The sequence below is a fragment of the Stappia sp. ES.058 genome, assembly GCF_900105595.1.
Taxonomy (GTDB): domain Bacteria; phylum Pseudomonadota; class Alphaproteobacteria; order Rhizobiales; family Stappiaceae; genus Stappia.
On the sequence record NZ_LT629784.1, the window covers coordinates 2,749,283 to 2,772,706 of the forward strand.

Annotated in this window: 16 protein-coding genes; 5 read left to right on the top strand and 11 right to left on the bottom strand. The window is 65.0% G+C overall.

The features are described from left to right. Positions 1 to 22 precede the first annotated feature (22 nt). Positions 23 to 256 carry a ribbon-helix-helix domain-containing protein gene (locus BLU32_RS12855; protein ID WP_244501697.1) on the top strand — a complete coding sequence of 78 codons (234 nt, stop codon included), beginning with the start codon at positions 23 to 25 and terminating at the stop codon, positions 254 to 256. A gap of 7 nt (positions 257 to 263) precedes the next feature. Here the strand turns inward: BLU32_RS12855 and BLU32_RS12860 are convergent, their stop codons facing one another. Together BLU32_RS12860 and BLU32_RS12865 are read right to left on the bottom strand one after the other, a co-directional pair. Next, positions 264 to 4,169: an AsmA-like C-terminal region-containing protein gene (locus tag BLU32_RS12860; RefSeq protein ID WP_371326973.1), complete on the bottom strand. Its 3,906-nt coding sequence runs from the start codon at positions 4,167 to 4,169 to the stop codon at positions 264 to 266. A 43-nt stretch (positions 4,170 to 4,212) separates the two neighbouring features. Further along, on the bottom strand, positions 4,213 to 5,628 hold the full coding sequence (locus BLU32_RS12865) for an FAD-binding oxidoreductase (protein ID WP_093807532.1): 1,416 nt from the start codon (positions 5,626 to 5,628) through the stop codon (positions 4,213 to 4,215). A gap of 199 nt (positions 5,629 to 5,827) precedes the next feature. On the opposite strand from BLU32_RS12865, the gene BLU32_RS12870 reads away from it, so the two are divergent. Beyond that, positions 5,828 to 6,322 (top strand): thioesterase family protein, encoded by a 495-nt coding sequence (locus BLU32_RS12870; protein WP_093807534.1) that lies wholly within the window; start codon positions 5,828 to 5,830, stop codon positions 6,320 to 6,322. Between the two features lie 35 nt (positions 6,323 to 6,357). Next, entirely contained in the window at positions 6,358 to 8,001 is a 1,644-nt protein-coding gene (locus tag BLU32_RS12875; RefSeq protein ID WP_093807536.1) for a chloride channel protein, read from the top strand. A gap of 9 nt (positions 8,002 to 8,010) precedes the next feature. On the opposite strand, the gene BLU32_RS12880 is transcribed toward BLU32_RS12875, so the two are convergent. Beyond that, entirely contained in the window at positions 8,011 to 9,045 is a 1,035-nt protein-coding gene (locus BLU32_RS12880) for a phytanoyl-CoA dioxygenase family protein (protein ID WP_093807538.1), read from the bottom strand. A 110-nt stretch (positions 9,046 to 9,155) separates the two neighbouring features. Then, positions 9,156 to 10,970, bottom strand: coding sequence for an aminopeptidase P family protein (locus tag BLU32_RS12885; RefSeq protein ID WP_093807540.1), 1,815 nt, complete (start codon positions 10,968 to 10,970; stop codon positions 9,156 to 9,158). Positions 10,971 to 11,248: 278 nt separating this feature from the next. Between BLU32_RS12885 and BLU32_RS12890 the strand changes: the two genes are divergently transcribed. Then, a complete protein-coding gene (locus BLU32_RS12890) occupies positions 11,249 to 11,473 on the top strand; it encodes a hypothetical protein (protein ID WP_093807542.1) in 225 nt (74 codons plus the stop codon). An 87-nt stretch (positions 11,474 to 11,560) separates the two neighbouring features. Here BLU32_RS12890 and BLU32_RS12895 read toward each other — a convergent pair whose 3' ends face one another. After that, entirely contained in the window at positions 11,561 to 12,451 is an 891-nt protein-coding gene (locus BLU32_RS12895) for a 50S ribosomal protein L11 methyltransferase (protein WP_093807544.1), read from the bottom strand. Positions 12,452 to 12,526: 75 nt separating this feature from the next. Beyond that, positions 12,527 to 14,326: a sodium:proton antiporter gene (locus tag BLU32_RS12900; RefSeq protein WP_093807546.1), complete on the bottom strand. Its 1,800-nt coding sequence runs from the start codon at positions 14,324 to 14,326 to the stop codon at positions 12,527 to 12,529. A 145-nt stretch (positions 14,327 to 14,471) separates the two neighbouring features. Here BLU32_RS12900 and BLU32_RS12905 point away from each other — a divergent pair, with 145 nt between their 5' ends. Continuing rightward, positions 14,472 to 15,089, top strand: a complete 618-nt coding sequence (locus BLU32_RS12905; RefSeq protein WP_093807548.1) for a tetratricopeptide repeat protein — start codon at positions 14,472 to 14,474, stop codon at positions 15,087 to 15,089. 30 nt (positions 15,090 to 15,119) lie between these two features. Here the strand turns inward: BLU32_RS12905 and BLU32_RS12910 are convergent, their stop codons facing one another. The 5 genes from BLU32_RS12910 to BLU32_RS12930 all read right to left on the bottom strand — a co-directional run bounded on the left by BLU32_RS12910 (position 15,120) and on the right by BLU32_RS12930 (position 23,148). Further along, positions 15,120 to 17,582: an ATP-dependent helicase gene (locus tag BLU32_RS12910; protein ID WP_093807550.1), complete on the bottom strand. Its 2,463-nt coding sequence runs from the start codon at positions 17,580 to 17,582 to the stop codon at positions 15,120 to 15,122. Between the two features lie 126 nt (positions 17,583 to 17,708). Then, positions 17,709 to 19,895, bottom strand: a complete 2,187-nt coding sequence (gene ligA, locus BLU32_RS12915) for an NAD-dependent DNA ligase LigA (protein ID WP_093807552.1) — start codon at positions 19,893 to 19,895, stop codon at positions 17,709 to 17,711. 158 nt (positions 19,896 to 20,053) lie between these two features. Next, a complete protein-coding gene (locus BLU32_RS12920) occupies positions 20,054 to 20,488 on the bottom strand; it encodes an EamA family transporter (protein WP_093810994.1) in 435 nt (144 codons plus the stop codon). Positions 20,489 to 20,563: 75 nt separating this feature from the next. Then, a complete protein-coding gene (gene recN / locus BLU32_RS12925; protein ID WP_093810996.1) occupies positions 20,564 to 22,240 on the bottom strand; it encodes a DNA repair protein RecN in 1,677 nt (558 codons plus the stop codon). Positions 22,241 to 22,329: 89 nt separating this feature from the next. Further along, entirely contained in the window at positions 22,330 to 23,148 is an 819-nt protein-coding gene (locus BLU32_RS12930; RefSeq protein ID WP_093810998.1) for an outer membrane protein assembly factor BamD, read from the bottom strand. Between the last annotated feature and the right edge of the window lie 276 nt (positions 23,149 to 23,424).

A 23,424-nucleotide genomic window follows, 5' to 3' on the forward strand; every position in this document is an offset into this window, starting at 1 on the left:
CGAACCGCAAGGGGATCGCCCCGTGCCGCTCCTGAAACGCTCTCTTACACTGCATGGCCACCGCACCAGCCTTGCGCTCGAACCGGAATTCTGGAATGCGCTCGATGCGATGGCAGCACGCGATGGCGTCAGCCTGCCCGCCCTTGTCGCCAGCATCGACGATTCAAGGCACCTGGACCCGGTGAGCGATGCCCCGGCCCTGTCTTCCGCACTGCGCGTCGCCGCACTTGCCTTCTACAAGGCAGGTAACGGCTGAGCGCGCGTCAACGATCCGGCGTCACGTCGATGAAGACCGGCGGGTCCAGCGGCGGCAGCAGCCGCATCGGTTGACCACCCGTTTCCGTTTGCGGTTCGGAGGGCGTGACGCGCCCCGTCGCATCGATCTGTTCGAGCGCGGAGCGGATCCTGTCCCCGAAGCCGGGGGCCGCAGCCGCCGGTCGATCCGGCTGATCCGAGGCGGCCTGCGACGATGCCTCACGGCTCCTTGGGACCGCGGGCGTCGTCGGCGCGGCGGGCGGACGCACGACCGGTTCGCGCGGGGCCGTTGGTGCGGCGACGCCGGGAACGGAGGGAACATCGATCGCGGGCTTCGGCCGCGAGGCTGCGGCCTCGTCCCCGGGTCGGGGGTCGGGCTCGGTTTGCCGGGGCACAGGAACCGGATCTCCCGGAAGCAATGTCTTCGCATCCTCACGCCGCTTTTCGCGTTGCAGCCGCAAGGTGCGCTCTTCCATCGCCTTTTCGCGCGCATCGATCTCCGCCTGCAGGTCCTCGATACGCCGAACCTCGCGCTCGAAGGCGCGCAGCGTCAGAAAGGCCGTGAAAGGCGCGATATCGACGGAGCGGCCCGGATCCGCGAGCGTTCCGGAGAAGACGAGCCCGACCTCCGGCTCCGCACCGGTGACCGCTTCCGCGCCGGGGTCGACCTTCAGCGAAAAATCGCTGTCGAGTGTCTGGGCATCGAGGTCTATCTGGGCGTTGCCGAAGACCGAGGCCCGGGCATTGTCGAGTGTGACGTTGCTGACCCGCACCACGCCGCCGGCGACCGTCGCGCCCGCTTCCAGCGCATCGAACGGCAATCGGCCCGCGTCCAGATAGCTCTCGAATGCGGAGCGAATGGCGTCGTCGTCGAGTTCCAGCCCGGCGTCGGCGGCACGGATCACCAGGTCAAACGCGTCGGGATTGATCCCGCGGATCTCACCCTCGCGAATGGAAAGCGTGGCCCCGCCCGAAAGGCCCGACACGATCCCGGCAAGCGAGCGCCCCGTTCCTTCCAGATCGAGCGACAGATTCATTGTCCCGGTTGCGACCGGGCGGGCATTGCGCCGCCAGATGAAATCGCCAAGCGCGCTATTCTCGACCCGCATGGAAACCGTCAGTCCGGCCTGTCCGTCGGTGCGTTGCAATGCAAGCGCACCGGAGAGCCGGCCGCCGGCGAGGTCGGCACCGGCAACGTCAAGGGTCAGCGATCGCTCCTTCAACCCCAGCGTTCCCGTCATGTCCGTCGCCTGAAGACCTTCGGCGAGCGGCATCCGTCGCGCAGTGACGTCGAGCGCAACGTCAACGCCCGAGACGACCGGCGGACCGAAGGCGATGGACGGCCAGCCGGCGCGACCGCCCGCGGCCGTCAATTGATCGGCACCAAGCAGAAGGTCGCCAAGAGCTGCCGGATCGAGTTCGGAAAGCGACGCGGTGCCGCGCACCTGCGGCAGGAGTTCGGAGACACTGCGACGCAGATCGACCTCGAGATCGGCGTCCATCTCGGTCCCCGCGACACGGCCTGAAAGCCCGCGCAGGGAAAAGGTATCGCCCTTCCCCTCAAGTGTCGCCACCAGGTCGACATCGCCGACCGAGCTTGAAAGCGATGGCAACCGGCCCGTGATCAGGGTGAGCGGCAGCAGGTCCTGGGCCTTGGCGCGGAGGTCGGCATTGTAGTCCGCCGGCCCGTCGCCGGGCAGGGTCAGCGTCCCCACCCCCACCAGCGAGGCATCGTCGAGATACAGCCGTGCGTGCCCGTCCAGTCCGTCTTTCGGGACGCCGGCGCCGCCGAACTCGACCCGCGCCTCTCCAAGCTGCGCAACCGGCAGGACGGTCAGCCCCAACTGTCGCAGCAGGTCGCCACCATCGGCGGCGGTAAAGCCGGTTTCAAAGTCCAGACTGGCCTCGCGCCACTTGTCCAGCCGCCCGCGCAATCCGAGATCGAAGTCGACCGCCGTGCCGCCGGCCGTACCGGAGACCGTGACGGTCGCGCGTGTTCCAGCTTGCGGATCACCGCCGTCCGCCTCGCCCTCGAAGATGGCATCAAGCTTTGCAGGTGCAAAGACCTGCGGCCTGTCGGTGAAAATCGCAAGCGCGGTGTTTTGAGGAAACAGGGTCTCCAGCAACGAGGCAACGCCGGCCAGACGTTCGGCGTCAACGCTCAGCCGCATCCGCCCGGCCGGTGCCGTCGAAACATCGGATATCCGTCCGCTGGCGGCGAGCTTCGCGCCCGCAAGATCGGCAATCGTCAGATCTTCGATCGCAAGCACGTCGTCTTCATAGGAGGCACGCAGGGCAATCGCGGAGGCTGTCAGATCGCGGACCTTCAGCTTTTGCGCATAGAGCCTGAGAGCCACCTGGAGCGCATTCTGCCCCGCTTGGGCGAATACACCGTTCTCTCCGCCCAGAAAAAGCCGGCCAAGCAGAGCGGCCTGATCGGCGTCGAGCAGATCCGCATCGAGATCGGCCTCGAAGACCGGCGGCCCGTTGCGCGGCTCGCGGTAGCTGATCGCGCCCCGCCCCTGCTCGCCGGCGAGTTCGAAGACCAGATCGGTAAGCGCAACTCCGGCGGGCGACGCCTCGATCCGGCTCTCGAGCGCAAAGGGGTCGACCACGGCATCCAGGACGACGCCCTGCCGCCACCAGTCCGCGAAGACATTGGGTTGGGCGACGGAGGCGGCAAAATCGCCGCGGAAGGCGGCGCGGGGCTGAAGCTCGAGGTCGCCGCGCACGAGAAACGGGCTACGGCCGGGCATCTGGCCGGAGATTTCCGCCAGCCGCCAGCCGCTGGCCAGACGTTCCGCCTCGATCCGCACATTCTGGACCAAACCGCCGCCGGCGACCAGCGCGGGAACATCGAGCGCGATCCGCCCGTCGATCGCGGGATGCGGCAAAGCCTGCAAGGCACTGAGCAGCAAATCTCCCGCTTCGCCGGGCGCAAGTGGATCCTGCGGACCGCGCCCGGCGATCCGGTCGAGGTCAACCTGCTTGGAAGCGCCATTGAAATCAAAGCGATACGGGTCGGAGAGCGAAACCTCGAGCCCCCCTTCAAGCGTCACCGGCCGATCTTCGGGGCCGTAGCGCAAGGTCGCTTTCGACAATTCAAGACGCGCCACATCGAGCGCAAAGGCGCCTTCGCTCTGCCAGCGCTTGGCTGCTTCGTCCTCTGCCGTCACCGAGTTCAGCGTATAGGCGCCCTCATAGGCGGGACGGCCGTCTTCGAGCGAGATCTGCCCGTCCATCACCAGATCGACCGGAACGGAGACCGGCGTAATGCCGGCCCGCAGCCGCAAGGCGCCTTCGGCATCGCGCCGCCCGGTCGCCAGCACCAGCGTCGCGCGCTGCCCCTTGTGGCTCACCATGCCATCGAGCTTGTAGGGGCCAAGCAGCGAACGCGCCCCCACAAGCAGGTCGATGTCGTCGAGGACGTGGCTCCGGCCGTTGCGGGCATCGATCACAGACACCCGTCCGTCGCGGATGGTGGCGCGCTCGAGCATCACCAGATCCGGATCGACATCGCGGAGGAACCCGTCGCGGTTGAGGCCGGTGAACCAGTCGAGGCGTCCCTGCTCGTCGAGGGACAGCCTCAGCGTCGGCTCCTCGAGCGTCATGTCGATGATGCGCACCTCGCCCTTCAGCAGCGGCGGCAACTCGATACGCACGGCAAAGCGCGACACAGCGAGCAGCGGGTCCTCCGGCTCGCCGACGCGCACGTCGGAAAAGGTCAGCGTCGGGGTCGGCAGCAGGCGCATCTCGGCGTCGCCCATCACCGCGACACGATGACCGAGAAGCCGCTCGCCATAGCTCTCGAAGGTGCTTCGATAGGCCGTCCAGTCGATGAAGAACGGAGCGACGAGCGCAGCAAGAAGCACCGCGATCACGCTCAGGCCGATCGTGATATAGATCGAGTTCAGAGGATTTCTCCCTCACTCATGTGCGAATGTCTTCGCGCCCCGCTCACGCCGCCGGCACGATCTTGCCGGGGTTGAGAATATTGTCCGGATCGAGCGCGACCTTGATCGCGCGCATGACATCGAGACCGGCTCCGTGCTCGCGGGCAAGGTACTTCATCTTGCCCTGCCCGACCCCGTGTTCACCGGTGCAGGTGCCGCCCATTTCGATGGCGCGCCAGTTCATCCGCTCGATGAAGTCTTCCGTCGTCTCGATTTCCTTCGGATTGTCGGTATCGACCAGGACAAGGACATGGAAATTGCCGTCCCCGACATGTCCGACAAGCGCAGCCGTGAGGCCCAGCGCCTCGATATCGCGGTTGGTCTCGCCAATGCATTCGGCGAGCCGGGAGATCGGCACGCAGACGTCCGTCGAAACCCCCTTGGCGCCGGGCCGCAAGCCGAGTGCCGCCCAATAGGCGTCGTGACGTGCCGTCCAGAGCCGCGTGCGATCCTCCGCCTTTGTCGCCCAGACGAACTCGCCGCCGCCATTGTCGCGGGCGATCTCGCCGAACAGTTCGCTTTGCTCGCGCACCCCGTCCGGCGTGCCGTGAAATTCGACGAAGAGTGTCGGCGTCTCGGCCAGGTCGAGTTTGGAATAGGCGTTGCTGGCCCGGATCTGCATGGCGTCGAGCAATTCGATACGCGCCACCGGCAGGCCGCACTGGATGGTCATGATCACGGCGTTGCAGGCGGAATCCAGATCGGGAAAGGGGCATACGCCGCCCGAAACCGCCTCGGGAATGCCGTGCAGCCGCAAGGTCACCTCGGTGATGATCCCGAGCGTCCCTTCCGACCCGACGAGCAGACGGGTGAGATCGTAGCCCGCGGAGGATTTGCGCGCCCGTCCGCCGGTGTGGACGATGGTGCCGTCCGCCATCACCACCGTGAGCGCCATCACCGCATCCTTCATGGTGCCGTAGCGCACCGCGTTGGTGCCCGACGCCCGCGTCGCGGCCATGCCGCCAAGGCTTGCATCGGCGCCCGGGTCGATGGGAAAGAACAGTCCGGTGTCGCGCAGGTGCTCGTTCAGCCTGGTGCGTGTCACGCCAGCCTGAACCGTGCAGTCGAGGTCTTCGGCGTTCACCTGGAGCACGTCGTCCATTTGCGACATGTCGATTGAAACGCCGCCGGCCGGCGCATTGACATGACCTTCTAGCGAGGACCCCGTGCCGAAGGCAATGACGGGCACCTTGTGCTCGGCGCAAATGCGCACCGCCTCCGCCACCTCTTCGGTGGAATGAGCGAAGATCACTGCGTCCGGCGCCTGGTTGGGCAGCCAGGTGGTGGTATGCGCATGCTGTTCGCGCAGCGCTCCTGCGGCGGAAAACCGGTCTCCGAACCGCTGCGCCAGCAGCTGCAGCGCGATCCCGATTCCCGTTTCGTTTCGCTCGACCGGCATTTGCATCGAGGCAAGCGTCATCGACGTCTCCAGATCCCGTGGCTTTGCGCCGTTTCTCGGAGGAACGGCAGATGCGCGCCGGCGGGATTTGCCTTTGCGCGCACCGTCGGACTAGGTTTGGCGCACACTAGCAAAAACGGCCATCCCGGCCAAAGACTTCCGAGCGATCTCGCGCGCTTTGCCTGCCATGGCGCCGGACCGAAAACGAAAGACGGATGCCATGACAAGCGCCTCAACGGAGGCTGCCCCCTTCAGGGGCTCCCTGCAAACGGTCAAGAGCGAGTGGCTCGACTACAACGGCCACCTCAACATGGCCTACTACAATGTCCTGTTCGACACCTGCGTCGACGAGGCCTTCATCAGTCTCGGGCTTGGGCCGGAGTATGTGGCGACCCGCAACGCCTCCTTCTTCACCGCGGAGGTCCATCTTTGCTACCTGCGCGAACTGGAAGAGCATTCCCCGGTGTATGCAACGGTTCAGCTCGTTGATTTTGACGAGAAACGGGCGCATCTCTATCAGGAACTCTATCACGCCGAGGAGGGCTTCCTGTCCGCGACCTCGGAACAGGTCTCGCTGCATGTCGACATGGGCGCGCGCAAGGTCGCACCCTGGCCCGCAGACGTGCTCGAGAAGCTGGAGCGTATGAAAGCAGCCCATGCGGTGCTCGGTCGCCCTGAGCGTGCCGGGCGCCGGATTTCCATCACCAGGCGCTAGGACAGACTGTTCCCGGCGCAACGAGATCCGGTTCCATGATCCGCCTGCCCACGATAGTGAAACGCCTGCCGGTGATCGCCGCGCGCTGGATTGAGCCGAACATCCGGCTGTTCCGAACGACGCGTCTGCCGCTCGTGTGGGCGCTGGCGATCGTCATCGGCGTGCTCACGGCCGCCGCCGCGATCCTGTTTCGTCTGGCCATCGGCGCCATCCAGTGGACGTGGCTCGGCTCGGCGGCGGAAACCGTCGTTTCGGCGGCGGCGGAGGTGCCCTGGTGGACCATTCTGCTCGCCCCGGCAGCGGGCGGGCTTGTTGTCGGGCTCTACCTGACGTTCATCCAGCCGAAACAGCGCGCCGGCGGCGTCGCAGATGTGATCGAGGCGCGCGCACAGGGCGGACGCGGACTGGCGCTGTGGCCCGGGTTGTCCTCCGCTGTCGTCACCGCGCTGTCGCTGGGCAGCGGCGCGAGCGCCGGGCGCGAGGGACCGGTTGTGCATCTGGGCGCGACCATCGGCACCGCCATTTGCCAGATCTTCCGCCTGCCCGATGCGGCGCGACGCATGTTGCTTGCCTGCGGCGTGGCAAGCGCGGTATCGGCCTCCTTCAATGCCCCGATCGCCGGCGTGCTGTTCGCGCATGAGGTCATTCTCGGCCACTATGCGCTGACCGCCTTCGTGCCCATCGTCATTGCCTCGGTGCTCGGCACCTTGATGGCGCAGGCCTGGTTCGGCGACGTCGTCGCTTTCGTCATTCCGCAGTACCAGATCACCTCGCTCCTGGAGGTGCCGGCCTTCGCGCTGCTCGGCCTGACATGTGCAGCCGTTGCGGTTCTCTTCCAGTTCGCGTTGATCGGAGCCGACTGGGTGGCCCGCAACGTCTCCATGCCCTTGTGGCTACGCCCGACCCTCGGCGGACTTGCGGTCGGAGCCATCGCCCTTGCCTATCCGGAGGTTCTGGGCGTTGGTTACGAGGCAACCGATGCGGCTCTGAAGCACCAGTTGCCGCTCGCGACGCTGCTTGCCCTGCTTGTGGCGAAAACCGCCGCCACGTCGATCACACTGGCCTCGCGCTTCGGCGGGGGGATCTTCTCACCCGCTCTGTATCTCGGCGCCATGTGCGGTGGCGCCTTCGGCCTGATCGCGGCCTCCGTCTTTCCCGAACTGGCCTCCTCGCACGGGCTTTATGCGATCCTCGGCATGGGCGCGGTGGCGGCGGCCGTTCTGGGCGCGCCGTTTTCCACCACGATGATCGTTTTCGAACTGACCGGCGGCTATGCGCTGTCCATCGCGCTGCTGATCACCGTGTCGATCGCGACAGGACTGACCCAGGCCGTGCACGGGCGCTCGTATTTTCATTGGCAACTGGAGATGCGCGGCGTGATGCTGCATGAGGGCGCGCACAAGTGGCTGGTGCGCATTGTCCATGTCTCCGATTTCGTCGAGCGCGTGGCCGAGGACGCCGAGCCGGTCGAATTCGATCCTGCGAGCGGCGAACCGTATCTGCATCTCACCGATACACTGGAAACAGCGCTGAAGGTCTTCGACGACAGCGGTATGAACCGCCTGCCGGTGGTCGACGGCTCCAACGCCACAAAGGTGATCGGACATGCCACGCACGTGCGTGCCCTGCGCTTCTTCAACGCCGAACTGATCAACAATCAGGTCGAAGAGCACCGTTAACCAGCGCCCTCAAACATGCGCGGGATCGGTGATCAGGGTCTTGCCCACGTAGCGCTCGGACGGTGGCTTCTTCAGCAATCGCCCCCGCGTGTCGCGATAAACGTTCAGCAGTTGGGCCGGGCGTCCGCGCAAGCCCGGCAGCGTGAACGGGTCGAACCCGGCATAGGGCAGGAACGGGTTGCGCCGCACACTGCCATAGACCGCGATACGCACCGAGGGACGAAGGCTCGGCGTTCTGGCGTGAAAGCCGAAGGTATCGGCGACGACCAGCGTATTGGCCGGCACGGCGAATTGGACAGGCGCGGCAAACCCGAGTCCGGCGAGTTCGGCCTCGTCAATGCGAAACGACCCGCGTCCATGCAGCCGGTTCTGGTGCGAGGCAGCCGTCTCGCTTTGCGCCTGCTCCCATGCCGCACGCGCCGGCGTCAGCCGATGCGATCCGGGCACATAACTGAAGGGGCCGGCGGCCTCCGGCACATCGTCGAGAAAGAACCAGCCCTTTGCGTTGGCAAAGAAGGTGTCGGCGTGAAACTGCGTTTGCGGGTCGGGCGTGCCAAGACCGGGGTCGGTCAAAACCGTATGGAGATAGACGGTCGGCTCGGCTCTGGTCGAGGCGACATATTTCAGCGTGCCCTGAAACACGGGCCCGTTCACGAACGCCGCAAGCGCCGGCAGGGTCTTGAGCACTTCCGGCGACAATGGGATGAAACGGGTCACAGCGTTTCCCTGCCGCATTTCCCAGGCATCGAAGAGAGTGCCGTTCACCTCTTCGCGCAATTGCTCGAAGGTCTCTGCCGGAAGCGCATTGCGTCGCTCGACATAGCCGTTTTCGGCAAAAAACCGCCGATGATCGGCATCAAGCAGATCTGTCATGCTTCGCCGGCGCCGGTCGGCCATGGCCTGGGCCGTCCGTACGCGGCCAACGTGAAGCCCGCGCGCGTTCAGCCGGCGGCTGCCCAGAACCGGATTGTCACGAAACGACTTCGCCCCGGTGGCCACTTGCGCCACCCAAAAGGGCATCTTCAATGCATCCAGAACTCTCATGTCCACTCATGCCTCGCGCAATCCTGCTCGATCGTCGGCAATCACATGCTGGCGTCGGATCGACAATGAACCCGCAAACGCGAAGTCCCGGATGTCGGTCCGGCGCCGTCTCACAAGGGCGCGGTCGCCGCCCGCAGCCATTCCGTCGTCTCGTCATCCATCAGGGGGCCGATTTCGGCCAGCACACGGGCATGATAGCGATCGACCCAGGCGTGCTCCTCGTCGCTCAGCATCGCCTTGACCATCAACCTCCGGTCGATGGGCGCAAGCGTCAGCGCCTCAAAGCCCAGCATCGGCCGTTCGCCGCCGTCGATCTCGCTCGGACCCGTCACCAGTTCCAGGTTTTCGATGCGAATGCCGTGGCTGTCGGCCTTGTAGTAGCCTGGCTCGTTGGACACGATCATGCCCGGATCAAGCGCCACATGTCCGGTCTTGGCGATGCGCTGCGGGCCCTCGTGCACGGACAGATAAGAACCGACACCATGCCCCGTGCCATGGTCGAAATCGAGCCCCGCCCTCCACAGGTCGATCCGCGCCAGCGCATCGATCTGCGCCCCGGTTGTGCCGACCGGGAACCGCGCGGTGGCAATCGCGATATGCCCTTTGAGCACCAGCGTGAAATGGCGTTTCATCTCATCGGACACAGACCCGACCGCAAGCGTGCGGGTGATATCGGTGGTTCCGTCTTCGTATTGCCCGCCGGAATCGATCAGGAAAAGGCTGTCGGGCGGGATCGGGCGATTGCTCTTCCGCTCGACCCGGTAGTGACAGATCGCGGCGTTGGGGCCTGCAGCGGAAATGCTGTCGAAGGAGATTTCCCTGAGCGCACCGGTCTCGGCCCGAAACGCCTCAAGCCGCTCGGCGACGCCGATCTCGTCGAGCGGACCGTCGAGGACTGCCCGGTCGAACCATGCGAGAAAGCGGGCATAGGCCGCTCCGTCGCGCAGGTGGGCTGCGCGCGCACCGGCGATCTCGGCGTCGTTCTTGACCGCCTTGGCGCGCGTGATCGGATCCGCGCCTTCCCTGATCGTGCCGCCCGCGCCAAGGACGGCGCTTGCAAGCGCATCGCCCGTCCAGTCGGGATCGAGCATCACGCTCGCCCCTGCGCGGCCCATTTCGGCGAGCGCCGGCACAAGCCCGACCGGCTCCTCGACCTCGGCAAGCCCGACGAGGTGATCGCGAACGGCGTTGCTGAGTTTGCGGCCATCGATGAAGAGCCGCGGCTTCCCCTTGGCCGGAAGAATCGCGAAGGAAAGCGGCAGCGGCGTATGGGCGACGTCGCTGCCGCGAATGTTGAACAGCCAGGCGATGGAATCGGGCTGAGTGAGCACGAAGGCGTCCGCACCGGCGTCCCCGACCTTTGCGCCCATGCGCGCGATCTTGTCGGACGCGGCTTCGCCGGCCAGCGCATCTGCATGGACCGCAACCGCCCCCAGCGGCGGCACTGGACGATCCTCCCACACCGCATCGACGGCATTGTCGGCCACCGCAACGAGTTCCGCCCCGGCGGCAAGGCAGGCCGCCTTCAGGCGACGCGTGCCCGATATGGTGTGCAGCGTCGGATCATACCCGAGCCGTGCACCCGGCTTCAGCGTCTTCGCCAGCCACTGCGTCGGAGGGCACTCGGTCAGATGCATCGGCGTGAACACCTGCGTGTCGACCTGCTCACGCACCTGGATCGTGTACCTGCCGTCGACGAAAATCGCGGCCTCGTCGGCGAGAACCACGGCGATGCCGGCGGACCCCGCGAATCCGGTCAACCACTCCAGCCGCGCGTCCGAAGGGGGCACATATTCGCCCTGATGGGCGTCTGCGCGCGGAACGAGAAAGCCGTCCAGCTTGCGCCGGGCGAGGTCTTGCCGGAGCGCCGCGCAACGCGCGGAACCCGCGAACGGATCATTCATGCTGTCGAAGGTCTGAAACATGTGGGGAACGCTAGATCAACTCCCGATCAAGCGAAAGCTGTTTGTGCACCTGCGCAAGGCACGCTGCACAACTCCTGCGCAAGACTGCAAAATATGCAGGCGCTTCGCGCCAAATTTTTATGCTGCATTGCAGTATTTTGAATTCGCACATGCAACAATCGCAGCGCAGCCATGCACTTAACGGCCTTTTCCTATGTGCCAACCACCCCCATACTCAGTCCAAGAGTTTGAGGGAGGAAGCTCTTTCGCTAAGAGACCTCGAACCGGAGACAGTCACAATGGCCATCGCAACTTTCACATCGACCTCGATTGGCGGCTCCTCGCGCGGCAATTCCAAGGGATTTGTCGGCAAGGCATTCGCTTCGCTGGTGAGTGCCCGCGAACGTCAGGCCCGCCGCTACGTCAACGGTTACCTTCTGTCACTTGATGACGCGACGCTTGCCGGCTACGGGTATGACCGGGCCGAGCTGGAACGTCAGGGTTCCGCCGTATCGGCATTTTGACAATCACGCCGTCGAACACGCGGCATGACGAAAAAACCCGGCCTCCTGGCCGGGTTTTTTGTTGGCCAAAACGCCAGGATCAGCGGATCACGGGACGCGCCGGCCGCGCACCAGCGTCAGGGTCAGCCAGCCGTCCCGATCCTGCCTTCGGGCCAGATGAAACCCTTGCGTTCCATAGGCAAAAAGAATGCGGGGCCCGTCTTCCACGCGAAGACCGGACAGGACCAACGTCGCCTCTCGAGCCATGCAACGCGATACGGCCGAGGCCATGCGCATCAACGGGCGGGCCAGAATATTCGCCACCACCAGGTCGAACGGGCCTTCCTCGGCGAAGATACGCGCATCCGCACCCGCCGCCGTGACCGCGCACACCAGCGGGCCGACGCCATTGTGAACGGCATTGGCTGCCGCTGTCCGCGTTGCCACGGGATCGATGTCGGTGGCCAGAACGCGCTGACGTGCAAGCTGCGCCATGGCGATCGCCAGAACGCCCGTTCCCGTCCCCAGATCCAGCAGACAGTCATAGCGCCGGCGCGACAAAAGCCGGTCGATCTCGATCAGACAGCCCGATGTTGTGCCGTGATGACCCGTGCCGAAGGCGAGCGCCGCCTCGATCTCGATGGTAATCCCGTTCGCCGGGCGCTTCCCGCGATCGTGCCGGCCATGCACGAAAAACCGTCCGGCGCGCACCGGCGACAGACCCTCCAGGCTCTTTTCCACCCAATTGATATCGTCGAGTGGTTCCGCCTCGACGGGGGCTGCGAAGGCATCCGCCCCCAGCCGGTCGCGGATCAGCTCCCGCGCCTCGTCCGCGCTCATGTCGAACAACAGGATCTCGGCGGTCCAGTTCCGCCCGTCGGACGAAGATTCGAACACGGTTACGGGATTGCCGTCGTCCTCGAAATCGCGGGCCAGCAGGTCGTAGATGCGCTTTGCCTCGAATTCCGGGGCAGTGATACGGACGCGTATGGTGATCATGAAGGCTCCGGCCTCGGAAAGTGTGCGCCTGCCCTATAGCGCTGCTGGCAAAGGCGTATCAATCGCTAAGACGTCTCACGCGTCGTTTTCCGGCGGAACGAGACTGAAAACCGTGTCTCCCGCCTTGAGCGTGTCTTGGGAAAGATCCGGCTCCGGACGGAGCTTTCCGCCGGCGGACAGGATGAACAGGCTGATCGCCTCTTGCGCGCGTTCCTCGAGGAACCGGTCCTTGCCATAGGTCTCGCTCAAGGCGGTTGCCGACACCTTCCAGCCCTGCGCCAGTCGCGCGTCCAGCGCCTCGATGCCACCGCAGGCGGCCAGATAGGGCCTCCCACCGAGCGTCACCATCAACTGACGGTGCTGCGCGCTCTCTGTGTCGTCGCGGCCGATCTGCAGCACTTCGGCGCGCCCGATTTCCGGACCGAAGTTCGTACAGATCAGCGCGTTGTAGTCGTCGTTGTCGCTGGCCGCGAGCAAATGGCTGTAGGGCGCAAGCGATATGGTGTGTTCCGCCACTTCCGACAGAATCTCGCCGAAATGGGTTGGGACCCCCGCGTTGCGCGCCCGACTCAAACGGCGCCAGTTGCGGTCCGAAATGAGAACGGGAATGTCCTTTTGACCAAGTTTTTCGGCGAGCGCGACCGTGAAGCGGTTGGCCCCGACGATGAGAAGCCCCGCGCCATTGCCGGACGACAGCCCGAGCGCGCGCGCCAGCGGCGCAATGGAAAACCCATGCGCGATCACGGTCACCACCACCACGGAGAAGGCGAGCGGCACGAGCCGTGCCCCGTCCTCCACGCCGCGTGCGACCAATAGCCCGGCGAACAGGCCCGAGACGGCGACCGCAACCACGCCGCGCGGCGCGATCCAGCCGACGAGAAACCGTTCCTTCAGGCTCAGTCCGGTTCCAATCGTTGCCAGCCAGACCGACACCGGCCGCACCACGACAAGCAGCAGCACCACGAATGCCACCGTACGCGGTTCGAAGGCCGAGACCAGGGCGGCCGGCTCCAGCGACGCGGTGAGAATGATGAAGACCCCCGACACTAACAGGATCGTCATGATCTCCTTGAAGCGTTTGACCTCGCCAAGCGAGGCGATGCGCGAATTGCCGAGCGCAAGCCCCAGCATGGTGACAGTCAGGAGACCGCTTTCCTCAAGCACCGCGTTGGAGATCGCATAGGTGCCGATGACCGTGGTGAGAATTACCGGGATTTTGAGGTATTCCGGCACATGACCGTTGACGAAGGCCCAGACCAACGCACGGCCCGCAAACCAGCCACCGGCAAGCCCCAGCACCAGCGCCAGCGCGACGCGCATGAGCAGAGTGTCGGCGTGATGCTGCCCGGAGACAACCAGAAACGCCTCGAAGACAAAGACCGCGATCAGGGCGCCCAGCGGGTCGGCGAGGATCGCCTCCCAACGCAGCAGTGCCGCCGGGCGCTTGGCGAGCTTTGCCTGCCTGAGCAAGGGGATGATTACCGTCGGCCCCGTTACCACAAGAATGCCGCCGAAGATCAGCGCCGGCCACAGGCTCAACTCCGCGACATAGAAGGCGTTTGCCGACCCCAGCACGAAGGCCACGGGCGCGCCGATGAAGACGATCCGGCGCACCGCTTTGGTGGTTCCGGCGATCTCGTGGAAATTGAGCGTCAGCCCGCCCTCGAACAGGATAATCGCCACGGCAACGGCCACAAGCGGCTGCACCAGTCCGGCGAACTGCACGTCGGGCTGGACCAGGCCGGTGACCGGCCCGGCAAGCGCGCCGGCGGCCAGCAGAAGCACGATGGCTGGAAGCTGAAAGCGCCAGGCGACCCACTGGGCAGCGACGCCGGCGGCGGCGATCATGGCGACGGCGGTCACGACATTGGACATGCGCGCAGAAAACTCCCGATACTCATTCGCGCAAGATGACGCGGGCCGATGAATTTGGACGAAAGCTTGCCTGCATGCGGAGCCAAGTCAATGGCAGGGCCGTCAACCGGCTCGGGAAGAAAGACAAAACCGAGGAGCACACGCCATGTCACGACGCCAGTTGCCGCACATGTTCCGCGACCTGCAAACACCCGTCCCGAAACATCGCTACGCGCTCGCCCGTGTGCTGGGCGCCGCCGCGATCGCCTTCGTCCTGGCGTTTGGACCCGCGAAAGCCGGGAGCGACGCGCTCTTCGCCGCGCTCAAGGCGGCCGAGACCGAGCATGCGGCCCGTTTGATCGAAGCGGAAATCTGGGAAGCCTGGGTCGATACCGCACCGAGCGATAAGATCAATGCGCTGACCCGCGAGGCCATGCGCAAGCGCAGCCAGTTCGACTTCGAAGGCGCGCGGCTGATCCTGAACGATGTGGTGGAAAAAGCGCCCGACTATGCCGAAGGGTGGAACCAGCGCGCCTTCGTGCTTTTCCTGCAGCAGAAATACGACGCCGCGCTGTCCGATCTGGACAAGGCGCTGGCGCTGGAGCCGCGTCATTTCGGCGCCATGAGCGGCAAGGCCCGCATTCTCATGGGGCAGGGTCGAGTGCGATTGGGACAGAAGGTCCTGCGGGAGGCCGTGGCGCTATACCCGTTCATCCGGGAACGGCACATGCTGATCCCGCTGCCCGACGACGAGAACACCGAACCCGTCGGCCAGCCACTTTGAAATGTGGCCCCTGGCCGACGTCTGAAAACTTCAGTGCTGCTCGACGAAACTGTCGAGGACCTTCTTGCGGCCCGCCTTGTCGAACTGGACGGTGAGTTTGTTGCCTTCGATCCCGACGACCTCGCCATAGCCGAACTTGAGGTGAAACACCCGCTCGCCCATGTCGAAGGTCGAGGGCGCGTCCGCGACGGATTTCGCGACCAATTCGCCCTCGATGGTGCGCGGGCCGCCCTGCCCGCGCCGGTCTTCGCCGCCCATGCGTCCGGCGAATCCGCCGCCGGAGGTATCTCCGCCGGCTTTCGCGCGTGCACGTTTGGCCCGTTGCCAGCCCGGTGTCGAATAGCTCGCCTGAAACGGATCGCGCGTATCGAAGCGGCTGGCGCCATAGCCTCCGCCTCCGTAGCCGCCGTAGCTCGTCGACTGTTCGACGATCTCGACATGATCCGCAGGCAATTCGTCAAGAAAGCGCGAGGGCACGGTCGACTGCCACAGTCCGTGAATGCGCCGGTTGGACGCGAACCAGATCTTCGCGCGCCGCCGCGCGCGCGTCAGCCCGACATAGGCAAGACGCCGTTCCTCCTCCAGCCCGGCGCGCCCGCTTTCGTCGAGCGCGCGCTGATGCGGGAACAGCCCCTCCTCCCAGCCCGGCAGGAACACCGTATCGAATTCCAGCCCTTTGGCGGAGTGAAGCGTCATGATGGAAATCGCTTCCGCGTCGCCCTGCGCGTCGCGGTCCATCACCAGCGAGATATGCTCCAGGAAACCGGGAAGCGATTCGAAATCGTCCATGGAGCGCACGAGCTCCTTGAGGTTGTCGAGGCGCCCGGGCGCTTCCGCCGAGCGGTCGGCCCGCCACATCTCGGTATAGCCGGACTCGTCCAGCACGACCTCGGCCAGGTCCGTGTGCGACATTGTCGAAACCTGGTCGCGCCAGCGGTCGAAATCGGCAAGCAGCATCTTCAGCGTCGTGCGCGCCTTCGGCCTCAGTTCCTCCGTCTGGCACAGATCGGAGGCCGCCTGCATCAAAGGAATGCGGTTGGCGCGGGCATAGGCATGCACAAGCTTCAGGCTCGCCTCGCCCAGACCGCGCTTCGGCGTGTTGACGATGCGCTCGAAGGCAAGATCGTCCGCCGGCTGCACGATGCAGCGGAAATAGGCCATGGCATCGCGGATTTCCATACGCTCGTAGAAGCGCGGACCTCCGACGACGCGGTAGTTCACGCCAAGCGTGACAAAACGATCCTCGAACTCGCGCATCTGGAACGAGGCCCGCACCAGGATCGCCATGGAATCGAGGCTGTGGCCGCTGGCCTGAAGCGCCTCGACCTCGTCGCCGATGGCGCGCGCCTCTTCCTCCGAATCCCAGACCGCAGCAACGGCGACCCGCACGTCCTCTTCCGTGTCGTCGACCACATCAGTGAAGAGCGTCTTGCCGAGCCGTCCCTCGTTGTGGGCGATGAGATGGGAAGCGGCCGCGAGAATATGGCTGGTCGAGCGGTAGTTGCGCTCCAGCCGCACCACCTTGGCGCCCGGAAAATCGTGCTCGAAGCGCAGGATATTGTCGACCTCAGCCCCGCGCCAACCGTAAATCGACTGGTCGTCATCGCCGACGCAGCAAATGTTGGTGTTGCCCTGCGCCAGAAGCCGCAGGAACAGATACTGCGCGATGTTGGTGTCCTGATACTCGTCGACGAGCATATAGGCGAAGCGGCGCTGATAGTCGGCCAGAATATCGGGATGCGCGCGAAACAGCGTGATCACATGCAACAGCAGATCGCCGAAATCGGCGGCGTTCAGGATCGACAGGCGCTCCTGATACTGCTCGTAGAGGTCTCGCCCGCGCCCGTTGGCAAAGCTGCGCGCCTCGCCTTCCGGGATCTGCTCCGGCGTCAGGCCCCGGTTCTTCCAACCGTCGAGCATTCCGGCAAAGACGCGCGCCGTCCAGCGCTTGTCGTCGAGCCCCTCGGCCTGGATGATCTGCTTGATCAGCCGGATCTGGTCGTCTGTGTCGAGAATGGAAAAGCCGGACTTCAGGCCGACGAGTTCGGCGTGCCGACGCAGGATCTTGACGCAGATGGAATGGAAGGTGCCGAGCCAGGGCAAGCCCTCCGCGCCCTCGCCGATCAGCCGGGCGATGCGCTCCTTCATCTCCCGTGCTGCCTTGTTGGTGAAGGTCACCGCCAGGATCTGGCTCGGGAAGGCGCGCCGGGTCGCCAGGATATGCCCGATGCGCGTCGTCAGAACCCTGGTCTTGCCTGTCCCCGCGCCCGCAAGCACCAGAACCGGACCGTCGAGGGTTTCCACCGCCTCGGCCTGCTCCGGATTGAGCCCCTCCAGATAGGACGCAGGAGCGGCAGGACGGGCAAGAGCGGCCCGCGCGCGCGCCGCAATGCCGCCGGCCGGTGCGGACACCGCCGCGACGCCACGGGCGTCATCGGCCGGGGCCGGGGCTCGGAAGCGGTCGCCGGGGAAATCGCGAGGGGAATCGGGCATTCAGGATTGTGTCTCGACAGTTTGGATGTGCACGCGCGCGAATCTGTTCGCTGTTTGGACCAATATAGCAGCTTCCTGCCGTGTTGGGAGGGATAGACAGCGAAACAGGCACGTGTCCGCCCGCAATCAGGCGCCGCCCGCCATCTCGATCCACGTGTCCTCGTCGATCACCTCGATCTCGAGATCGGCAGCCTTCTTCAGCTTCGACCCGGCACCCGGGCCGGCAATGACGAGGTCGGTCTTCTTCGACACCGAACCCGAAACCTTCGCCCCCATCGCCTCGGCCCGCGCCTTGGCTTCGTCGCGACTCATCTTCTCCAGCGAGCCGGTGAAGACCAGCGTCTTGCCGAAGACCGGACTGTCGCCGGGGTCGGCGCGGTCCATGTCTTGAGGCTTAACCTCTCGAATGAGAGCCTTAAGCGCCGTTTGGTTGTGGTCCTCGGCGAAGAACTCGACCACGGCGCGCGCGACCGTCTCGCCGATCCCGTCAATGTCGAGAAGCTCCGTCCAGGCATCGGAGCCGGTCTCGCCTGCCTCTTCCATTGCCTTTTCGAAGGCTGCCCATGACCCGTAGTGCCGCGCCAGCAGCTTGGCATTGCCCTCACCGACGTGACGGATGCCAAGCGCATAGATGAAGCGATTGAGCGGGATTTCCCGGCGCGCATCGATGGCGTCGAAGAGATTGGCGGCACTGGTCTCGCCCCAGCCGTCGCGGTTCCTGAGCTTCTTGATCGGCGAGGCGGCATCGCGTTCGGCGAGCGTGAAAATGTCCGCCGGCTGGCGAATGCCGCCCTCGTCCTTGGGCAGATCGAAGAAGAACTCGACCTGCTTGTCGCCAAGCCCATCGATGTCGAAGGCCAGACGCGACACGAAATGCTTCAGCTTCTCCTTTGCCTGTGCCGGACAGATCAGACCGCCGGTGCAGCGGCGCACGGCGTCAATCTTGCCGCTCGACGGGTTGACGTCGCGCACCGCATGGCTGCCGCAGGCCGGACACACGGTGGGAAAGACATAGGCCGTCGCCCCTTCGGGCCGCTTGGCCAGATCGACATCGATGATTTGCGGAATGACATCGCCGGCGCGCTGAATGCGCACCGTGTCGCCGACCCGAATGTCTTTGCCGTCACGCAAGGGCTCGCCGTCCTGGCCGATCCCCTTGATGTAGTCCTCGTTGTGCAACGTCGCATTGGACACGACGACGCCGCCGACCGTCACCGGCTCCAGCTTGGCAACCGGCGTCAGCGCGCCGGTGCGCCCGACCTGGATCTCGATGTCGTTCAAGACCGTGAAGGCCTTTTCGGCCGGAAACTTGTGCGCGATGGCCCAGCGGGGCGCGCGCGACACGAACCCGAGCCGCGCCTGCAGGTCGAGCCGGTCGACCTTGTAGACCATGCCGTCGATGTCATAGCCAAGCAGCGCGCGCTCTTCCTCGATGGCGTGATAGACGGCGAGCACGTCCTCCACGCTGTCGCAGCGGCGCATGCGGCTGTTGATGGAAAAACCCCAGTCGCCCAGCCTCTGCACCATGTCGAACTGGGTATCGCAGGGAACCGAGCTCATCTCGCCCCAGGCATAGGCGAAGAACCGCAAGGGGCGCGCACGCGTCACCTCGGCGTTCAACTGGCGCAAAGATCCGGCCGCCGCATTGCGCGGATTGGCGAAGACGCGCGTGCCCTGGGCTTCCATGCGCGCGTTCAACGACCGGAAATCCTCATGGTGCATGTAGACCTCGCCGCGCACCTCGACAATTTCCGGCACGCCGTCGGGCAATCGTGTCGGAATGTCATCGATTGTCCGGGCATTGGCGGTCACGTTCTCGCCGACCGTACCATCGCCGCGCGTTGCAGCACTCACCAGCTTGCCGTTTTCGTAGCGCAGCGACAGCGACAGGCCATCGATCTTCGGCTCCGCCGTCAGCACGATGGCGCCCGCAAGCGGATCGATCTTCAGGAACCGCCGCAATCGGCCGACGAAATCACGCACGTCCTCGTCAAAAAACGCATTGTCGAGCGACAGCATCGGCAGCGCATGCGTGACCTTGCCGAAGCCTTCTGCCGGCGCCGTTCCCACCCTGAGCGACGGGCTGTCGCTGCGTTGAAGCGTCGGAAACCGCGCCTCGATGGTATCGTTTCGCTGCTTCAGCGCGTCATAGTCCGCATCCGAGATTTCCGGCGCATCCTCGCCATGATAGCGCCGGTCGTGTTCGGCAATCTCTGCGGCGAGCCGTTTCAGCTCCTCCGCCGCCTCCTCCAGCGTGAGATCGTCGACGGCGCGGGCGGCGAGGTCTGTGTCGGAATTCGATTTGGCGGACATGGAGGCGGCTTTGGCTCTTTGACTGGCGGATCGGCGGGAGGCTCCGCCACAGCTCCGCAAGATAGGGCGAAACGCCTCGCCAGACGAGCCATCGCGTAATCTGGGCTGGGGATGAATTTCCGGGAAGCGAGGCAATCCCGCATCCCATCCGACAGAGGTTAGCTCACCGCGACAAGGATCGACCCGGCCGCGATCAGCGCCACACCGAGCCATGCGCCCGAACTGAGATGCTCTCCCAGAAACACGACACCGAAAACCGCGACCAGCACGACGCTGAGCTTGTCGACAGGCGCAACATGAGAGGCGGGACCAAGCTTTAGTGCCCGAAAATAGCAGACCCATGACGCCCCCGTCGCAAGGCCTGACAGCACGAGAAACACGATGCTCCTGGAGGAAATGTGACCGGGCGCGCGTAGCTGTCCCGTGGCCAGCAGGATCGTGCCGAGCACCGCAACAACCACAAGCGTGCGCAGGAAGGTGGCGAGATCGGAACCGATGTCGTCAACGCCGACCTTCGCGAAGATCGCGGTCAACGATGCAAATACGGCCGCCAGGGCCGCCCAGACCTGCCAGGTCGATGTCCATGCCGTCACGATACGCACTCCCTTGCTGCAGTTCCCGAAACACCCGTACCGACATCGTGACGATTGACCGGGCGGGCGGGCGCGTCAGGAATGCGCGGGCGCGTCGGCCAGAAGACGGTCGGCGGCGGCGCGCGCCTCGTCGGTGATCGTCGCACCGGCGAGCATGCGGGCGATCTCCTCGCGGCGATGCTCGACGTCGATCCGCCGCACGCGAGTCGCGACCCGCTCCTCGTCCGTGTCTTCCTTCATGATCAGAAAATGACCGCCGGCCCGCGCCGCGACCTGCGGTGCATGGGTGACAGTCAGGACCTGAACGTTTCCGGCCAATCGCGCCAGCCGGTTGCCGATCGCCTCCGCCACGGCGCCCCCGACACCTGTGTCGATCTCGTCGAACACCAGTGTCGGCGCCGATCCCTTGTCCGCCAGCGACACCTTGAGCGCCAGCAGGAAACGGGACAATTCGCCGCCCGACGCCACCTTCATCATCGGCCCGGGCCTGGTGCCGGGGTTGGTCTGCACCCAGAACTCGATCTGGTCGATGCCGTCGCGGGTGCGCTCGACAGGACTGCTTTCCAGATTGACGATGAAACGGGCCCGGTCGAGCTTCAGATCCGGCAATTCGGCCCCGACCGCCGCCTCGAGGCCGGCCGCGGCCGCCTTGCGCTTTTCCGACAGGGCGGCGGCGCGCTCGTCATAGACGGTCAACGCGGCGCGCGCGGCATCGGCAAGACCGGCCAAAGCCTCCTCACCCGCATCAAGCGCGGCAAGGTCCGCATCGAACCGCGCCCGCACCCCCGGCAGTTCCTCCACCGGCACCTGATATTTTCGCGAGGCGGCGCGCAGCGCAAAAAGCCGCTCTTCCGTCGTCTCAAGCGTCCTGGGATCGAACTCCGTTTCGCGCAGCGAGGCCTCCAGCCCGGCACGCGCATCTTCCAGCCTGTCGAGCGCTTCCGCCAGATTGGCGGTGGGGGCTGTCAGGAGATCCGGCACCTGTTCCACCTTGCGCTCCAATCGGCGCCAGAGCGACGCAATCTCTCCGATCGGCGAGGCATTGCCGTTGAGAAGATCGAATGCCTCGCCGAGATCGCCGGCGATCTTTTCCACCTGCATCATCGACTGGCGCCTGGCGGCCAGTTCTTCTTCCTCGCCATCGCGGGGGTCGAGCGTGGCCAGTTCCGCCGCCGCCGCACGCAGATAGTCGGCCTCGCGGCGCGCCGCCTCGATACGCTCTTCCTGATCCTTCAACGCCTTGTCGGCCTTGCGCATCACCGAGAAGGCCTCGCTGACCCCGGCGACCTCGGCCGAACATTCCGCGAAGGAATCGAGCAGACGGCGATGCTCGGCCGGATCGATATAGGCGCGCGCCTCGTTCTGGCCGTGGATCTCCACAAGCTGGCCGCCGACCTGGCGTAGCAGCGACACGCTCACCGGCGCATCGTTGATAAACGCACGGCTGCGCCCGTCCTGGGCCTGGACACGGCGCAGGATCACGTCGCCGTCGGCCTCCAGATCATGGGAAAGAAGAATTCTGCGGACGGGATGCGCCATCGGCACATCGAAAGCGGCGGTGACCTGCCCCTGCGCCTGACCGTGGCGCACGAGGCCCGCATCGCCGCGTCCACCGAGCGCCAGACTGAGCGAGTCGAGCAAAATGGACTTGCCCGCACCCGTCTCACCGGTCAGCACGGACATGCCCGTCCCGAACGTGAGGTCGAGCCGGTCGATCAAAACGATATCTCGGATGGCAAGCGCGGCAAGCATGCGTGCAAAGACCGGATCGTTTGAGGCGCGCAGCACAAAAGCGCGCTGCGGCACGGAAGAAGAATGCGAGGTCGGGCGAAAACGCCTCCCTACAGGGAAATACCGCCGAACGCCCGGCTGATCCAGCTGCCCGAATCCGCTTCCGGAGAATAGCCGCCGGTCTTCAGCAGACTGTAGGCGTCCCTGTACCACTGGCTGTCCGGGAAATTGTGCCCGAGAACGGCCGCCGCCGTCTGCGCCTCGTTGATGACGCCAAGCGCATAATAGCTCTCGGTCAGCCGGAACAGGGCTTCCTCGATGTGGCGGGTCGTCTGGTAATCGGTGACTACCACCTTGAAGCGGTTGATCGCCGCGATCTGGTGGCCACGCTTCAGATAGTAGCGTCCGACCTCCATCTCCTTGCCGGCCATCTGGTCCCGCGAGATACGGATCTTGGTACGCGCGTCTTCCGCATATTCGGAATCCGGGTAGCGCTGCACCAGTTCGCCGTAGGCGGCCATGGCGCGCTGCGTCATCTCCTGATCCCGCGTCACGTCCGGGATCTGCTTGTGATAGGACTGACCGATGATGTAGAGCGCATAGGCACTGTCATCGCTGCCGGGATAAAGCGTCGTGAAGCGTTTGGCCGCCGTGATCGCCTCTGTGAACTTGCCACTGGAATAGTTGAGATAGGCGAGATTGATCAGCGCTTTACGTGAGTACTCGGAGTACGGGTGGAGCTTGTCCACTTCCTCGAACTTGACCCGCGCATCGCTCAGGCGGCCTTCGTTGCGCAGCGCCAGCCCCTCGTTGTAGAGCACCTCCGCCGGCGTGTCGTTGGTCGCGAAGTCGTCGTCGGACCCGGTTGACGAGCAGGCTGCGAGCGACAGGCTCGCGACCGCGAGCGCGGCGGCGATGGACCGGCGCATGCGGCGCGTCGGCGCGGTGGAATTGGGCAGAGCCGCCTTCACGTTTTCACTCTCCTTGACACGTCATATCACGCGGGCGCATCCGGCACTGTCGATCCCCCGGCCTTGCACGGCCACGAGACAGCCAAGACCCGGCAACGATATCATACAACTGCACTCGCAGGCGCAAGACGACAGGTGCGAGACCGTGTTGTAACGGATAACACCCTGTCGCGTCACGTCATGTGCGTGCAATTTGTCGCTTTTTTGTGGCCGAAGCTCTTAAGGGACGGATGG

Coding starts and splice junctions, on each gene's coding strand:
- BLU32_RS12865 (WP_093807532.1), bottom strand. CDS start 5,628: ATGACGCTTGCCTCGATGCAAATGCCGGTCGAGCGAAACGAAACGGGA.
- BLU32_RS12870 (WP_093807534.1), top strand. CDS start 5,828: ATGACAAGCGCCTCAACGGAGGCTGCCCCCTTCAGGGGCTCCCTGCAA.
- BLU32_RS12875 (WP_093807536.1), top strand. CDS start 6,358: ATGATCCGCCTGCCCACGATAGTGAAACGCCTGCCGGTGATCGCCGCG.
- BLU32_RS12880 (WP_093807538.1), bottom strand. CDS start 9,045: ATGAGAGTTCTGGATGCATTGAAGATGCCCTTTTGGGTGGCGCAAGTG.
- BLU32_RS12885 (WP_093807540.1), bottom strand. CDS start 10,970: ATGTTTCAGACCTTCGACAGCATGAATGATCCGTTCGCGGGTTCCGCG.
- BLU32_RS12890 (WP_093807542.1), top strand. CDS start 11,249: ATGGCCATCGCAACTTTCACATCGACCTCGATTGGCGGCTCCTCGCGC.
- BLU32_RS12895 (WP_093807544.1), bottom strand. CDS start 12,451: ATGATCACCATACGCGTCCGTATCACTGCCCCGGAATTCGAGGCAAAG.
- BLU32_RS12900 (WP_093807546.1), bottom strand. CDS start 14,326: ATGTCCAATGTCGTGACCGCCGTCGCCATGATCGCCGCCGCCGGCGTC.
- BLU32_RS12905 (WP_093807548.1), top strand. CDS start 14,472: ATGTCACGACGCCAGTTGCCGCACATGTTCCGCGACCTGCAAACACCC.
- BLU32_RS12910 (WP_093807550.1), bottom strand. CDS start 17,582: ATGCCCGATTCCCCTCGCGATTTCCCCGGCGACCGCTTCCGAGCCCCG.
- ligA (WP_093807552.1), bottom strand. CDS start 19,895: ATGTCCGCCAAATCGAATTCCGACACAGACCTCGCCGCCCGCGCCGTC.
- recN (WP_093810996.1), bottom strand. CDS start 22,240: ATGCTTGCCGCGCTTGCCATCCGAGATATCGTTTTGATCGACCGGCTC.
- BLU32_RS12930 (WP_093810998.1), bottom strand. CDS start 23,148: ATGCGCCGGTCCATCGCCGCCGCGCTCGCGGTCGCGAGCCTGTCGCTC.